The organism is Variovorax sp. 770b2, assembly GCF_900115685.1.
Lineage (GTDB): Bacteria > Pseudomonadota > Gammaproteobacteria > Burkholderiales > Burkholderiaceae_C > Variovorax.
The window spans coordinates 2389212-2404470 of the sequence record NZ_FOXJ01000001.1; the positions used below are offsets into that span (position 1 = coordinate 2389212).

Genomic DNA, 15259 nt, shown 5'->3' on the forward strand with positions numbered 1-15259 from the left:
GATCAGTTCGCGCCGCCGCCCAGCGCCTGCAGCTTCGCGTAGTCGCCCGGCCGCGCGCCGAACTGCTCGGGCGTCGAGCGCTTGGCGATGCGCTCGAGAAACGCCTGCCGGTTGACCGGCGAGACGGTCATGCCCTTGCTGCGCAGGAACTGCTCGTCTTCCAGCTCGCCGGCGATCACGCCCACGTTGGTCCACTTGGCGGTTTCAACGAGCGTTTTCTCGACCATCGCCTGCTGCGCCGGCGTCAACTTCGCCCACGCGGCCTTGCCGATGACGATGCCCAGCGTGTCGTAGATGTGGCCGGTCAGCTGCACGTATTTCTGCACCTCGTAGAGGCGCTTGTCCTTCACCGTGCCTAAGGGGTTCTCTTGCGCTTCGACCTCACCCTTCTTGAGCGAGCCGTAGAGGCTCATGAAGGGCAGCGTGATGGGCTTGGCGTCCAGCGCGGTGGCGAACAGCTGGTAGGCCGAGGCATCGGGCACGTACAGGCGCAGGTCGCGGAAATCCTCGGGGCGCAGCAGCGGCTTGCTCGAGGTCACCTGCCGCGCGCCGTAGTACACCGAGGCGACCATGTGGTTGCCGCTCTTCTCGTCGTAGCCCTTCATCAGCTCCGCGAGCAGCGGGCTCGCGAGGTACTTGCGCATGTGGGCGAGGTCCTTGAAGGCGAAGGGATAGCTGCCCAGCCGCAGCGGCGGATAGCCCTCGGCCAGCGTGGCCTGCCCGACGTAGGCGATCTGCATGGAATCGTTGGCGAGCATCAGGGCGAAGTCGCCCTCCTGGCCCAGCTTGGACGAGGGCACCACCTCGATCTTGATCTTGCCTTCGGACTGCTCGCCGATCTTGCGTGCCGCCAGCTCCGCCTGCTGGTGAAAGATGCTGCCGGGCTCGAAGACGTGGCCCCATTTCAACTGCAGCACCTGCGCCTGGGCGGCCGCGCTCGCGGCAACGCCACCCAGTGCCATCAGCAGGACGCCCGCCCGGCGCCACGGCAAGAAGCATTTCATGAACTCTCCCTCGGTTTGAGAAGGTCAACACAGTGCAAATTGCGCGCCAGAGCACAGGTCAGCCACCGGAAGAAGCCCGGCGAACGGATCGTAAGGATTTGAAACAAAGGTGGTAACCGGGGTTTGCCCGACTGCGGGCATGCGCCCCTGCACACGCAAGAATCTTTATCTTGTGTCCTTGCCCCAGCCGCTTCAACGGTCACGCCTCGCAGGCAACACTGCGCACCGAGAGCGAACTGGAGACAACACAAGATGAAAACCCCTCGATTCCCGCGCCGTAGGGCGCTGCAGGTCTGCCTGGCCGCGGCCCTCGCGGCATGCGCCCCGGCCGTGCTGGCCGCCTACCCCGACAAGCCCGTGAAGCTCGTGATCCCCTACCCGCCCGGCGGTGCCACCGACGTGATCGGGCGCATCGTCGCGCTCAAGCTCGGCGAGCAACTGGGCCAGCAGGTGGTGGTCGACAACCGCGGCGGCGCGGGCGGCAACATCGGCGCCGAGGCGGTGGCGCGTGCGCCGGCCGACGGCTACACGCTGCTGATGGGCGCGCTGACCTCGCACGCGACCATGGCGACGCTGGAGAAAGGGCGCCTGCGCTACGACCTCACGAAGGACTTCGCGCCCGTGATGGTCGTGGGCTCCGTGCCGCTGGTGATCGTGGTGAATCCGCAGGTGCCCGCGACGACGCTGAAGGAATTCATCGCTTACGCCAAGGCCAACCCCGACAAGCTCAACTACGCCTCGTCGGGCGCGGGCTCGCCGCAGCGCATGGCGGCCGAGCTGTTCCAGCGCGAGGCCGGCATCCGCATGACGCACATCGCCTACAAGGGCAGCGGCCCCGCGATGACCGACATGGTCGCCGGGCAGGTCAACACGATGGTCGAGACCGCGCCGGCGTCCCTGCCCTTCATCACCGCGAACAAGCTGCGCGCGCTGGCCGTTGCCACGCCGCAGCGCATCTCGATGCTGCCCGACGTGCCCTCGGCGGTCGAAGCCGGCGTGCCGAACCTGGAGGTGAGCTCCACCTTCGGCGTGCTCGCGCCGGCGGGCACGCCCGCGGCCATCGTCGCGCGGCTGAACGAGGCGCTGGCCAAGGTCGTGCAGTCGCCCGAGGCGAAGGAAATGCTGCTCAAGCAAGGCGTGTACGCGGCGCCGCCCACCACGCCCGCGCAATCGGGCGAACAGATCCGGGCCGAGGTGGCGCGCTGGAAAAAAGTCATCACCGAGTCCAATATCAAGTCCGACGAATAACAACCCACGAGCACCCATGTCCGATTCCCCTTTCGAGCCCGACGACACCGCCCCCGACAACAACGCCGGCATGCGCAAGGGCCTGACCAGCTACGGCGACCGCGGCTTCTCGCTCTTTTTGCGCAAGGCCTTCATCAAGGGCGCGGGCTTCACCGACGCGGCGCTGGACCGGCCCGTGGTCGGCATCGCCAACACAGGCAGCGCCTACAACCCGTGCCACGGCAATGCGCCGCAACTCATCGAGGCGGTCAAGCGCGGCGTGATGCTCGCGGGCGGTTTGCCGATGGACTTTCCGACGATCTCGGTGCACGAGAGCTTCGCCGCGCCGACCAGCATGTACCTGCGCAACCTGATGTCGATGGACACGGAAGAGATGGTCCGCGCGCAGCCCATGGACGCCGTGGTGCTCATCGGCGGCTGCGACAAGACCGTGCCCGCGCAGCTGATGGGCGCGGCCTCGGCGGGGCTGCCGTCGATCCAGCTCATCACCGGCTCGATGCTCACCGGCAGCCACCGCGGCGAGCGCGTGGGCGCCTGCACCGACTGCCGCCGCTACTGGGGCAAGTACCGCGCGGGCGAGATCGACATCGAGGAAACCGCCGACGTCAACAACCAGCTCGTGGCCAGCGTGGGCACCTGCTCGGTGATGGGCACGGCCAGCACCATGGCCTGCATCGCCGAGGCGCTGGGCATGACGATGCCGGGCGGCGCATCGCCGCCCGCCGTGACGGCCGACCGCATCCGCATCGCCGAAGAGACCGGCGCGCAGGCGGTGCAGATCGCGCGCGACCGGCTCACCATCGACAAGGTGCTCACGCCCGCCGCCTTCGAGAACGCGATGCGCGTGCTGCTGGCCATCGGCGGCTCGACCAACGGCATCGTGCACTTGGCGGCCATCGCGGGGCGCATGGGCCTGGACATCGACCTGCTCGCGCTGGACCGCATGGGCCGCGAGACGCCGGTGCTGCTCGACCTGAAGCCCTCGGGCCAGCACTACATGGAAGACTTTCACGCCGCGGGCGGCATGGCGACACTGCTGCGCGAATTGAAGCCCCTGCTGCACCTGGACGCGCTCACGGTCACGGGCCGCACGCTCGGCGAGGAGATCGAACGCGCCGGGCCGGGCTTCAGGCAGGACGTGGTGCGGCCCGCGAGCCAGCCGATCTATCCGCAGGGCGGCATCGCGGTGCTGTGGGGCAACCTCGCCCCGGGCGGCGCGATCATCAAGCAGTCGGCCGCCGATGTGAAGCTCATGGAGCACGAAGGCCGCGCCGTGGTGTTCGAGAACGCCGAGGACCTGGTGACGCGCATCGACAGCGACGACCTGGACGTGACGGCCGATGACATCCTGGTGCTCAAGAACATCGGCCCCAAGGGCGCGCCGGGCATGCCCGAGGCGGGCTACATCCCCATTCCGCGCAAGCTCGCGCGAGCCGGCGTGAAGGACATCGTGCGCATCTCCGACGGTCGCATGAGCGGCACGGCCTTCGGCACCATCGTGCTGCACGTGACGCCGGAGTCGGCCATCGGCGGGCCGCTGGCCTATGTGCAGAGCGGCGACCGCATCCGGCTCAGCGTGGCGAATCGCGAGATCGCGCTGCTGGTGTCTGACGACGAACTCGCGCGCCGCGCGAAGGAAACGGTGGTGGTCGAGCCGACCGCCGACCGCGGCTACAAGAAGCTCTTCCTGCAGACGGTGACGCAGGCGGACAAGGGCGTGGACTTCGACTTCCTGCGCGCGCCGAACACGGTCGGCAAGGTGCCGCGTTGATCAGCTGAAGACCGCTTTCGCTTCGGCCAGCAGCGCCTGCGCGAGCGCCGCGCGCGGCCCCTGCGCCGCCCAGATGAGCCCCACGCGCCGCACCGGCGCACGCTCGGGCAACGCCACGCGCGCGATGTTCATGCCGGCGCGCCACATCGGCGCCCAGTCGGGCAGCAGCGCCACGCCCAGGCCCCGCCCCACGAGCGCGGCGACGGCCATCAAGCTGTCGATCTCCAGCCGCTGCCGCACGCGGATGCCGTGGTCGCGCAGGTACCGGTCGGCAAGTTGGCCGCCCAGCACCGAGCGGTCGTAGCGGATGAAGGGCTCCGCGGCCAGCAGCTCGTGCGCCGCGCGGTGCGCCATGGCCTCGGGCGCCACCACCACCAGCGGCTCCTCGAGCAGCGTCTCGAAACTGCAGCCCTTGCCGACGGCGAACTGCGGCTCGACCACGATGGCCGCATCGAGCGCGCCGCTCGCCACCTGCCGGCACAGCTCCACCGAACTGCCGGGCGCCACGAACACCGAGAGATCGGGAAAGCGCGCGTAGAGGCGCTCGAGCACCGGCGGCAGCACGCCGGTGAGCGCCGAGATGAACACGCCCAGCCGCAGCTCGCCGAGCGAGACGCCGCCGCTGGTTGCGGCGCGCAGGTCGCGCACATCGCGCAGCACGTTGCGTGCGCGGTCGAGCATCTTCAGGCCCGCCTCGGTGGGGCGCACCGAGCGGCCGGCGCGCTGCACCAGCGGCACGCCGATGTCGTCTTCGAGGGACTTCACGCGCGCGGCGATCGCGGCGGGCGTCAGGTCGAGCCGGCGCGCGGCCTCGGCCATCGAGCCCAGCTCGACCACGGCGACGAAGCTCTGCAGGTATCGCGTATCCATGCGCGCGAATGTACGCGCCGCCCTGCGCCGCGCCGCCCGGCCCGGGTCTCAGGCGGCGAGGGGTGCCGGCGCCAGGAACGGCGTGATGTTCCGCATCGCGCGCGCGACGTACTCTTCCTTTTCTCCGACGGGCGCCACGTAGTGCATCGCGCTGCGGGCCTCCTCGACGCTCGCAAGGCGGGCAATGACCCAGGCAGCGAGGTATTGCGACGCCAGGCAGCCACCGGCAGTCGCCACGTTGCCATTCGCAACGAAGGGCTGGTTCAACACGGCAACGCCCGCGGCCTGGACCCACGGCTTGGTCGTCAGATCCGTACAGGCCGGCACGCCATCGAGCAGCCCCAGCTTCGCCAGTACCAGTGCGCCGGAGCACTGCGCACCCAACAGTTGCCGCGATGGGTCCAGCTGCAGTTGCGCCATCAAGGCCGCATCGGCGACGACCTCGCGCGTCTGCGTGCCGCTGCCGACGATCACCGCGTCGGCCTCGCTGGCCTCGCGAAGGGACGCCTGGGCCTCGAGCACCACGCCATTCATCGACCGGACGCGCGCGGAGGGACTGGCGATCGACACGCGCCAGCCCGGCGTCCTGATGCGGTTGAGGATGCCGAGCGCGATGAGCGAGTCGAGCTCGTTGAAGCCTTCGAAGGTGAGGATGGCGATGTGCATGGGCCGCATCGTAGACACAGTGATCAATACAATCAAAAAATTGTCATGGATACATTGCCGCATGCCTCAAGCCCGCTACAAGCAGTTGGTCGATGCGTTCGCCGCGCAGATTCGCGAGGGCAGCCTGCCGCCGGGCACGCGCCTGCCGACCGTTCGCAAACTCGCGGCACAGAAGGGCTTGGCCCTCGTCACCGCAGGCCGCGTCTACGCAGAGTTGCAGGCGATGGGCCTCGTGAGCGGCGAGACCGGCCGCGGCACCTTCGTGCGGGAGAGCCTGCTGCCCCGGGGCCTGGGCATCGACCAGCACGCCGCGGCGTCGGGCATGGTGGACCTGAACTTCAACTATCCGTCGCTGCCGGGCCAGGCCGAGATGCTGCGCGCGGGCCTGCGCCAGCTCGCCGCCTCGGGTGACCTGGAGGCCCTGCTGCGCTACCAGCCGCACGGCGGTCGCCCGCACGAACGTGCGATCGTGGCCAGCCATCTCGCATTGCGTGGCCTCGCCGTGAATGCGGACCAGGTGATGATCGTCAGCGGCGCCCAGCACGGGCTGGCCACGACCGTCATGGCGCTGCTGCAACCGGGCGACGTGGTCGCGACCGATGCGCTCACCTATCCAGGGTTCAAGGTGCTGGCCGAAGCGCACCGGCTGGAGCTGGCGCCGATTCTCGCGGCCGGCCACGGCCCCGACCTCGATGCGCTGGAGCGGCTGTGCAAGAGCCGCCGGGTGCGCGCGATCTATGCGATGCCCACGCTGCACAACCCGCTCGGCTGGGTGATGGGCGCGAGCCGGCGGCGGCAGATGGTGGCGATCGCCCGCCGGCATGGCCTCCTCATCATCGAGGACGCGGCCTACGCCTTTCTCGCCGAGGATGCGCCCGCGCCGCTCGCCGCGCTGGCGCCGGAATCGACGGTCTATGTCTCGGGGATTTCCAAGAGCATCGCGACCGGGCTGCGCGTCGGCTTCGTCGCCGCGCCCACCGCGTGGGTGCCCGGCATCGAGCGCGCGATTCGCGCCACCACCTGGAACACGCCCAGCGTGATGACGGCCATTGCCTGCGGCTGGCTCGAGGACGGCACCGTCACCCGCCTGGAGGCAGAGAAACGCAGCGATGCGATGGCCCGGCAGGCGATTGCCGCCGACGTCTTCGCCGGCATGCGGTGCGTGCGCCATCCGTCGTCCTACTTCGTGTGGCTGCCGCTCGGGGAAGAGGTGCGCGCCGACCAGGTGGCCAAGGCGCTGATGCGCGACGCAATCTCGGTGTCGACGGCCGAACCGTTCGCGACCTCCGCCCAGGTGCCGCATGCGATCCGCCTGGCACTGGGGTCGGTCCACCTGGACACGCTGCACGACGCGCTCGCGCAGGTCCGGCGCACGATCGACGCACACACCCTCTGAAGCGCGAGCCTCCGGCGGTCACCGTGCCGTCACGGGCCAAACCTAGCATCCGCCGGCCTTCGTCCCTGCAAAACACTCGAAAACAAACATGACAAAGAACGTTCCTGCGCCCGCTCCCCGTCCGCTGCGCGCGGCCCTCGTCGCCCTGGGCGGCAGCCTCGTGATCGCAGCCTGCGGAGGCGGCGGCAACGACGGCCCGGTGTTCCCGATCATCCCGCCGGCGCCCGCACCTGCGCCTGCGCCCGCCCCGGCTCCGCAGCCGTCGCCGCTGGGCACGCTCGACGGTTCCGTGCCGCTGGTCATCGGCCACCGCGGTCTGCCGGGCCTGTTCCCCGAAGAGACGCAAAAGGCTTACGAGGCCGCGGCCGATGCCGGCGCCGATTCGCTGGAGACCGACCTGCACCTCACCAAGGACTGCGTGCTCGTCGCGCGCCACAACCCCTGGCTGAGCGACAACACGAACGTGGCCGACGTGGCCAAGACCAACCCCACCGTGGCCGGCCGCAAGCGCACCGTGCCGGGCGTGCTGGTCGATGTGAAGTACCCGCCCGTGGCCGACAACGGCCCGCCGCAGTACCTGAGCGACCTGACCGATCCCAAGGATCCGAAGTCGGTGCTCAAGTCGCTGATCGTCGACGGCGAGGACCACACCAACGACTGGTCGATCACCGACTTCACGATGGCCGAGCTCAAGCAGTGGATCGCCGGCACCACCTACGACGCCGCCGACCAGCGCCCCACCGAGCTGAACGGCAAGCTGCCGATCCTGAGCTTCCAGGAAGTGATCGACATCGCCAAGGCCAAGTCCAAGTCCACCGGGCGCGCGCTCACCATCTATCCGGAAACCAAGAACCCGATCTGGAACAACGCGCAGGCCATCGCCAACGGCTGCGGCACCGCCGGCAGCCACCCGCTGGAGGACGCGCTCCTGAAGATCATGGCCGCCAACGACCTCAACAGGAAGGACGCGCCGATCTTCGTGCAGAGCTTCGAGCCCGAGAGCCTGAAGTACCTGCGCACGGCCGGCCTGAAGGCCCGCGCGGTGCAGCTGGTGGACGGCAACGCCATCGACTTCAAGACCGGCGAGATGATCTACGTCACCAACGACGTCTACACCTTCGTGGACGGCCGCCCTTACAGCTGGACGCTGGCCGGCAACCCGAAGTGGTTCGGCGAGATGCTCACGCCGGCGGGCCTGGCCGAGGTCAAGACCTACGCCGACGGCGTCGGCCCCTGGAAGCCGCAGGTCATGGCGCACACCATCGTGCCGTTCAAGGACAAGGGCACGCTGGCCGACGTGAACACCATCAAGCCCACGCCCCTGATCGCCGACGCGCACAAGGCCGGCCTCATCGTGCACAGCTACACCTTCCGCAACGAAGCCAAGTACCTGGCGGGCGTCTTCAAGGGCGACCCGGCGGCCGAGTACCTCGCGTACTTCCGCGCGGGCATCGATGGCGTGTTCTCGGACTTCGCGAACACGGCCTTCGCGGCGCGCCAGGCCTACCTGAAGGAAACCGGCCGCTGAGGCCGGGGCATCGGCAAGGCAGGCGGCACGCATGTATCCGGGCGAACGACTCAACGGATACAGCCACCTGCTCGGGCTGGTGCTCGCGCTGCCCGCGGCCGCGCTGCTGCTGGCCAAGACCCTGCCGACCGGCGACCCCGCGCGCATCGTGGGGGCGCTGGTTTTTTCGCTCTCGGCCGTGGCGCTGTATGCGGCCTCGACGCTGTTCCACAGCACGCGCGGGCGCTTCAAGCGCGTGTGGGAGCGGGCCGATCACTGCGCGATCTACCTGCTGATCGCGGGCACGTACACGCCCTTCGCGCTCGTCACGCTGCAGGGCTTCTGGGGCTGGCTGCTGCTCGCGACGATCTGGGGCGCCGCGTTCTACGGCATCTGGCGCGAGCTCCAACCACCCAAGACCGGCGCGCCACAGAAGCCGCCGCTGGCGCTGTACATCGGCATGGGCTGGCTCGGCGTGCTGGCGGCCGTGCCGCTGGCGGCGCGGCTGGAAGGCGGCGGGCTCGCGTGGTTGTTGATCGGCGGCGTGCTTTACACCGCCGGCACCGTGTTCTATCGCAACCGCTTCGGTCTGCGGCATGCGCACGGTGCGTGGCACCTGTTCGTGCTGGCGGGGACGGCGAGCCACTATGTGGCGGTGGGGTGGTTCGTGCTGTAGCGGCGCGGATCAGGCCAACGCCCCCACTGCAATGCGCGTCGCCGACGCCACGACATCGTTGCGCCCCTTCGCATCCTTCTCCGGAAACGTCAGGTAGACAGCCAGCACCAGCGGTGCGCCGGCCGGCGGCCACAGCACGCCGACGTCGTTCGTCGTGCCGTAGGAGCCCGAGCCGGTCTTGTCGCCCACCTTCCAGCCCGCGGGCACGCCGGCCAGGAAGCGTTCGGTGCTGGTGGTGTTGCCCAGCAACCAGGTCTTGAGCTGCTGGCGCTGCGCCGCGCCGAGCGCGTTGCCCAGCACCAGCCGCTCGACGCTGGCCGCCATGGCCGCGGGCGTGGTGGTGTCGCGCAGGTCGCCGGGGATGGCGGTGTTGAGTTCGGTCTCCCAGCGTTCGAGCCTGAAGGCGTCGTCGCCCGATGACCGCGCAAAGGCCGTCACCGCGGGCGGTCCGCCCAGCATCTTCATCAGCAAGTTGGCCGCGGTGTTGTCGCTGTACTGGACGGCGGCGGCGCACAGTTCGGCCACGGTCATGCCGGTCGCGATGTTCTTCTCGGTGATGGGCGAGTAGGTGACCAGATCGCCCTTGCTGTAGCTGACGCGCCGCGCCAGCAGGCCGCCCTCCTTCGCGCTGCGCTCCAGGACGACTGCGGCCAGCATGAGCTTGAAGGTGCTGCAGAACGGAAAGCGCTCGTCCGCGCGATGCTGCACGCGCGCCCCGGTGGCGGTGTTGAAGCCGACGACGCCCAGCCGGCCGCCCGATGCGCTTTCGAGCGCGGCGATTTGCGCCGACGCCTCCTGCTGCCCCGCCTTGGCGGACCACGCGGTGCAGGCGCTCGCCAGCGGAAGAACGGAGGCGGCGAGCAACAGGGTGCGGCGATGTACGAGAGGATTCATGGGTTGTGTGGCAAGTGAATGGAACGAGCCCTCATCGTAGGAGCGCCATCGCGCAGACCCAAGCGCGCCGGGGCGCATCGGCGTCTCGCGTGTATCGGGTGTAACGGCTCCGATCTATATATTTAACCTTATGGTTGAATAATTTCCGAAAGCCATCTATATTCAACTTCATGGTTGAACTAGATGACGAACGGCTCGACGCCGTGTTCCACGCTCTCGCCGACGGCACGCGCCGCACCATGCTGCAACTGCTGGCCCAGGGCGACTGCAGCGTGGGCGAACTCGGCGCGCCGTTCCGCATGTCCTTCGCGGGCGCCTCCAAGCACGTGAAGACGCTGGAGCGCGCGGGCCTGGTCTCGCGCACCGTGCTCGGCCGGGCGCACGTCTGCCGGCTCGAACCGGCGGCGCTGGCCACGGCCGATGCGTGGCTTCGCCACTACGAAGGCTTCTGGAACACCCACCTCGACGCGCTGGCAGAGGAACTGCGGCGCGACACATCCGGCAAGTGAACGAACGACCCCTCAAGGAGCGCAACCTCATGACACTCAAGCACAACCTCGGCACGTTGATCGAACCTGCCACCCTGCGCGTGGAGCGCACCCTGCCCGCGCCCGTGGAGCGCGTGTGGGCCTACCTGGTCGACCCCGAGAAGCGCAGGACCTGGCTGGCCGGCGGCACGATGGCGCAGGCGCCGGGCGGCGTGTTCGAACTGCGCTTCCAGCACACCGAACTCTCCGGCGAGGAAGCGCCCGAGCACTACGCGGCCTATCGCAAGACGCACATCCAGAAGTCGCGCGTGGTGCGCATCGAGCCGCCGAAGCTCCTGACGATCAGCTGGGGCAGCGAGAGCGATACCGCCTCCGAAGTCACCTTCGAACTCGCGCCGCGGGGCGACGGCACGCAGCTCGTGCTCACGCACCGGCGCCTGCCCGACCGCAAGGAAACGGTGAGCGTTTCGAGCGGATGGCATGCCCACCTGGACGTGCTCGACGACGTTCTCCACGGACGCCAGCCGCACGGGTTCTGGACGAACCTCGAAGCGGTCGAGAAGGCCTACGAAGCCAGTATTCCCTGAGCATTTCCTGCGCATTCGCGCTGCGGCATGATCCCGGCATGGACAACCACCGCCCTCATCCGCTGGTCATCGTCAAGCTCGGCGACACCCATGCAACGCTGCGCGAGCGCCGCGGCGATTTCGAGCACTGGATCGCCGACGGCCTCGGCGTGCAGACCCTGCCCCTTCTCGTGGTCGATCCACGCCGCGGCGACACGCTGCCCGCACCGGGCACGGTGTCGGGCGTGGTGGTCACCGGCTCGCATGCGATGGTGTCGCACCGCGAGCCCTGGAGCGAGCGCACCGCCGAATGGCTCGCCCAGCTCGTGGCGCGGAACACCCCGGTGCTGGGCATCTGCTACGGCCACCAGTTGCTCGCCCACGCGCTGGGCGGCGAGGCGGGCGACCATCCGCAAGGCATCGAGATCGGCACGGTGACCGTCGCGCTCGAGGAAGCCGCCGCCACCGACCATCTGCTGCAGGGCCTGCCGACCGAGTTCCCGGCCCACGTGGTGCACCTGCAGAGCGCGCTGCGCCTGCCCGAAGGCGCCGTGCGGCTGGCCGGCAACGCGCACGAGCCCGTGCAGGCCTTCCGCGTCGGCGACAGCGCCTGGGGCGTGCAGTTCCACCCCGAATTCGATGCCGAGACGATGCGCGGCTACATCGACATGCTGGCCAGCGAGCTGAAGGCCGGCGGCGCCGACCCCACCGCACTGCGCAGCGGCGTGAGCGACACCGACACGGCCGCCGCGCTGCTCGGGCGCTTCGCCCGCATCGTCGAGGCGCGCCAGCCCGGCGGCTGAGGGGCACGGCAGGGCCTCCGGCGGACGCCTTCACACCTTCACGGAGTCGGAGCGCGACTACAAGAAGGGGCCCGCGCTTGGGTTAAGGTGCGGTCCATCCGTCGATTCCGAAGTCTCTTCATGACCACCCCCTCCCCCGTTCCGGCCCGCAGGCATTTCTCGATGATCCGCGGCTTCCACCTGGCCGACGTGTTCACGCTCGGCAATGCGGCCTGCGGCGTCGGCGCGGTGTTCCTGGCGATGGCCTACATGGCGAGCCAGTCGCTCGCGCAGTTCCTCTGGGCGGCCGCGCTCGCGCCGGCGGCCTTCATCTTCGACGTGTTCGACGGCCGCATCGCGCGCTGGCGCCAGACGCACTCCGCACTCGGCCGCGAACTCGACTCGCTGGCCGACGTGATCTCGTTCGGCGTCGCACCCGCCGCGCTGGCCTTCGCGGCCGGCCTGAACGGCGGGGGGGACTGTGTTCTTCTCATCTATTTCGTGGGCTGCGGCGTGAGCCGGCTCGCGCGCTACAACGTCACGGCCGAGGCCCTGTCCGAGGGCGCGGACAAGGTGAAGTATTTCGAGGGCACGCCGATCCCGACCAGCGTGGTGCTGGTGGGCGTGCTGGCGTATGCGGCGTGGCAGGGCCGCATCGGCGAGGCCGTGTGGGGCGGGGCCTGGGCCATCGGCCCGTGGCTGTTGCACCCGCTCGCGCTGCTGTTCGCGCTGTCGGGCACGCTGATGATCAGCAAGACCCTGCGCATTCCCAAGTTCTGAATCCATCCAGGAAATGGAGACACGCCCATGACCATGAAGCTGTATTTCGACCCGCGAAGCCGTTCGCAGGTTGCCAAGTGGATGCTCGACGAGGCCGAGGTCGACTACGAGATCGTGCCCACCCTCATCAAGGACAAGGCGCACAAGCGCCCCGAATACCTGAAGATCAACCCCGCCGGCAAGCTGCCCGCGCTGGTCGATGGCCGCACGCGCATCTTCGAGAACGCGGCCATCTGCATGTACATCGCCGAGAAGTTTCCCGGGAAGCGGCTCGCTCCTTATATAGGCACGCCCGAGCGTGGCCGCTACCTGTCGCTGATGGTCTATTCGACCGCGCAGTTCGAACCCGCCATGGGCGACGACCTGATGAAGATCCGCAGCAACAACAGCGCGCGCGGGTGGACGAATTTCGAGGAGGCCAAGGACGCGGTCGAACGCGAACTGGGCTACGGCCCGTACCTCTTCGGCAAGCAGTTCACCGCGGCCGACGTGATGATCGGTTCGTGCCTCATCTGGCACCGCGCGTTCGGCGGCAAGCTGAACCGCCCGAAGCTGGACGCCTACATCGACCGCCTGAAGGCGCGCCCCAAGGGCATGAAGTTCGGCTGAGGCGCAATGAGCATCGAACGCATGTCACAGGCCACGCCCTCCCCCTCCCCTCACACCGCCGTCGGCGGCCTCGATGCGCTGGTGCGCATCGCCGCGACCCAATCGCTCGCGCCGGATTGCGACCACTTCTATTTCCTGCGCCACGGCCAGACCGGACGCAATGCGCTGCGCATCTTCCAGGCGGTCGATGAACCGTTGAGCGAACTGGGCCTCCAGCAGGCCGCGCACGCCGCCGAACTGCTGGCGGGCGAGCCCATTCGCACCATCGTCTGCAGCGACGCACGCCGCGCCTTCGACACCGCCCACACGGTGGCCGCCGCGCTGCGGCTCACACCCACGGCACAGGCCGAACTGCGCGAGCGCAACTTCGGCGCGTTGATCGGCACCTCGTCCGCCAACATCGACTGGGCCTGCGAGCCCGAGGGCGGCGAGACGCTCACGCAGTTCGTCGCCCGCAAGCGCGCGGCGCTGGACGCGGCCCTGAAGCAGCCCGCGCCGGTGCTGGTGGTGGCGCACGGCGGCACGCTGTACGCGCTGGCCGCGCTGCTGGGCGTGCCCATCGACGTCACCGTGCTGGGCAACGCGCAGCCATTGCGTTTTTCGCGTGCGCGCAACGGCCTTGCATGGGCCGTAACGCCGCTTCTGCGGCATGCGGGCGGCGAGGCAGCCCTGGCCTAGCCGGGCCGCCCGGTACGCCGTCCATCGAAACCACCGACACCATGGAATTCAAGGACTACTACAGCGCACTGGGCATCGAGCGCACCGCGTCGGACGACGAGGTGCGCAAGGCCTACCGCAAGCTCGCCCGCAAATACCACCCCGACGTCAGCAAGGAGCCCGACGCCGAGAAGCGCATGCGCGAGATCAACGAGGCCAAGGACGTGCTGGGCGACAAGGAAAAGCGCGCGTCCTACGATGCCTTGGCCGATCGCGTCGCGCGCGGCGGCAGCCCCGAGGGCGACTTCCAGCCGCCGCCAGGGTGGGACTCGGGCTTCGAGTTCCACCGCGGCCCGCGCCAGGGGCCGGCCGACCATGCGGACTTCAGCGAGTTCTTCTCGTCGATGTTCGGCGAGGCCGAGCGGCGCGGCGCCGCGCGCCAGAACTACCGCGCGCGCGGCGAAGACCACCACGCGGCGATCGAGATCGCGCTGGAAGACGCGCTCAACGGCGCCGAGCGCGAGATCACGCTGCGTGCGCAAACGGTCGATGCACAGGGCCATTCGCAACTGGAGAACCGCACGCTCAGCGTGAAGATCCCGCCGGGCGTGCACCCGGGCCAGTTCATCCGCCTCGCGGGGCAAGGCATGCCCGGCCATGGCGGCGAGGCGGCCGGCGACCTGTACCTGGAAGTGCGCATCGCGCCGCACAAGCTCTACCGCGTGGAGGAGCGCGACATCTACATGACGCTGCCCGTCACGCCCACCGAGGCTGCGCTCGGCGCGCAGGTGCAGGTGCCTACACCGGGCGGCGGCGTGGTCGAGGTCACGGTGCCGCGCAATGCGCGCGGCGGCATGAAGCTGCGCCTGAAGGGCCGTGGCCTCAAGGGCAAGACGCCCGGCGACCTGTACCTGCTGATCGAGATCGCGCTGCCGCCCGCCGACAGCGACGCCACGCGCGCGGCCTACGAGCAACTCGCGCAGGCGGCCTCTTCGTTCAACCCGCGCCAGCACCTGGGAGTCTGAGCATGGCGACTGTTTCCGTCACAACCGCAACCGCCATCAGCGCCTCGCAGCCGCTCGCGCTGAACGAACTGGCCCATGCCGTGGGCGCCGACACCGCCTGGGTGGTGCAGCTGGTCGAGGTCGGCATCGTGCAGGTCACCACGGCCGAGGCGCCGCCCGAGCGCTGGGAGTTCTCCAGCACCGACCTGCAGTGCGCGCTGGAGGCGCGCCGGCTGGAGCGCGACTTCGGCGTGGGCCTGGATGCCGCCGCGCTGATACTCGACCTTCAGCACGAGGTGCGGCGGCTGAAGGCCGTGCTGCAGGCGCACGGCGTTCGCTGA

The 15259-nt window shown here is 69.2% G+C and carries 17 protein-coding genes; 13 read left to right on the forward strand and 4 right to left on the reverse strand.

Going from position 1 to position 15259, the window contains the following annotated elements; translation table 11 throughout:
- Positions 1-2: 2 nt before the first annotated feature.
- Entirely contained in the window at positions 3-1004 is a 1002-nt protein-coding gene (locus BM133_RS10880; protein ID WP_093433615.1) for a sialic acid TRAP transporter substrate-binding protein SiaP, read from the reverse strand.
- Between the two features lie 252 nt (positions 1005-1256).
- On the opposite strand from BM133_RS10880, the gene BM133_RS10885 reads away from it, so the two are divergent.
- Together BM133_RS10885 and BM133_RS10890 are read left to right on the forward strand one after the other, a co-directional pair.
- Positions 1257-2252, forward strand: coding sequence for a Bug family tripartite tricarboxylate transporter substrate binding protein (locus BM133_RS10885; protein ID WP_093433616.1), 996 nt, complete (start codon positions 1257-1259; stop codon positions 2250-2252).
- Between the two features lie 16 nt (positions 2253-2268).
- Positions 2269-4023 (forward strand): IlvD/Edd family dehydratase, encoded by a 1755-nt coding sequence (locus tag BM133_RS10890; protein WP_093433617.1) that lies wholly within the window; start codon positions 2269-2271, stop codon positions 4021-4023.
- On the opposite strand, the gene BM133_RS10895 is transcribed toward BM133_RS10890, so the two are convergent.
- Both BM133_RS10895 and BM133_RS10900 read right to left on the reverse strand, forming a co-directional pair.
- Positions 4024-4893 carry a LysR family transcriptional regulator gene (locus BM133_RS10895; RefSeq protein ID WP_093433618.1) on the reverse strand — a complete coding sequence of 290 codons (870 nt, stop codon included), beginning with the start codon at positions 4891-4893 and terminating at the stop codon, positions 4024-4026.
- A 48-nt stretch (positions 4894-4941) separates the two neighbouring features.
- Positions 4942-5559, reverse strand: coding sequence for a DJ-1/PfpI family protein (locus tag BM133_RS10900; protein WP_093435254.1), 618 nt, complete (start codon positions 5557-5559; stop codon positions 4942-4944).
- A 61-nt stretch (positions 5560-5620) separates the two neighbouring features.
- Here BM133_RS10900 and BM133_RS10905 point away from each other — a divergent pair, with 61 nt between their 5' ends.
- From BM133_RS10905 to BM133_RS10915, 3 genes are all read left to right on the forward strand, one after another.
- Positions 5621-6955 carry an aminotransferase-like domain-containing protein gene (locus BM133_RS10905; protein WP_093433619.1) on the forward strand — a complete coding sequence of 445 codons (1335 nt, stop codon included), beginning with the start codon at positions 5621-5623 and terminating at the stop codon, positions 6953-6955.
- 88 nt (positions 6956-7043) lie between these two features.
- Complete coding sequence (locus BM133_RS10910) at positions 7044-8483, forward strand: glycerophosphodiester phosphodiesterase family protein (protein ID WP_093433621.1); 1440 nt, start codon at positions 7044-7046, stop codon at positions 8481-8483.
- A gap of 31 nt (positions 8484-8514) precedes the next feature.
- Positions 8515-9138: a PAQR family membrane homeostasis protein TrhA gene (locus BM133_RS10915; protein WP_093433622.1), complete on the forward strand. Its 624-nt coding sequence runs from the start codon at positions 8515-8517 to the stop codon at positions 9136-9138.
- Positions 9139-9147: 9 nt separating this feature from the next.
- Here the strand turns inward: BM133_RS10915 and bla are convergent, their stop codons facing one another.
- Complete coding sequence (bla, locus tag BM133_RS10920) at positions 9148-10032, reverse strand: class A beta-lactamase (RefSeq protein WP_093433624.1); 885 nt, start codon at positions 10030-10032, stop codon at positions 9148-9150.
- Positions 10033-10202: 170 nt separating this feature from the next.
- Between bla and BM133_RS10925 the strand changes: the two genes are divergently transcribed.
- From BM133_RS10925 to BM133_RS10960, 8 genes are all read left to right on the forward strand, one after another.
- Entirely contained in the window at positions 10203-10541 is a 339-nt protein-coding gene (locus BM133_RS10925; protein ID WP_093433625.1) for an ArsR/SmtB family transcription factor, read from the forward strand.
- The gene (locus BM133_RS10930; RefSeq protein ID WP_371286316.1) at positions 10538-11107 is read left to right on the forward strand and encodes an SRPBCC family protein; all 570 of its coding nucleotides are present in this window, start codon (positions 10538-10540) and stop codon (positions 11105-11107) included. The genes BM133_RS10925 and BM133_RS10930 overlap by 4 nt, the downstream gene beginning before the upstream one ends.
- Before the next feature lie 38 nt (positions 11108-11145).
- Positions 11146-11889, forward strand: a complete 744-nt coding sequence (locus BM133_RS10935) for a glutamine amidotransferase (protein WP_093433627.1) — start codon at positions 11146-11148, stop codon at positions 11887-11889.
- A 120-nt stretch (positions 11890-12009) separates the two neighbouring features.
- The gene (locus BM133_RS10940) at positions 12010-12648 is read left to right on the forward strand and encodes a CDP-alcohol phosphatidyltransferase family protein (RefSeq protein ID WP_093433628.1); all 639 of its coding nucleotides are present in this window, start codon (positions 12010-12012) and stop codon (positions 12646-12648) included.
- A gap of 27 nt (positions 12649-12675) precedes the next feature.
- Complete coding sequence (locus BM133_RS10945) at positions 12676-13257, forward strand: glutathione S-transferase family protein (RefSeq protein ID WP_093433630.1); 582 nt, start codon at positions 12676-12678, stop codon at positions 13255-13257.
- A 6-nt stretch (positions 13258-13263) separates the two neighbouring features.
- Complete coding sequence (locus tag BM133_RS10950) at positions 13264-13935, forward strand: histidine phosphatase family protein (RefSeq protein WP_256219136.1); 672 nt, start codon at positions 13264-13266, stop codon at positions 13933-13935.
- A gap of 41 nt (positions 13936-13976) precedes the next feature.
- Positions 13977-14939 (forward strand): DnaJ C-terminal domain-containing protein, encoded by a 963-nt coding sequence (locus tag BM133_RS10955; RefSeq protein WP_093433631.1) that lies wholly within the window; start codon positions 13977-13979, stop codon positions 14937-14939.
- 2 nt (positions 14940-14941) lie between these two features.
- Positions 14942-15259 (forward strand): chaperone modulator CbpM, encoded by a 318-nt coding sequence (locus BM133_RS10960; RefSeq protein ID WP_093433633.1) that lies wholly within the window; start codon positions 14942-14944, stop codon positions 15257-15259.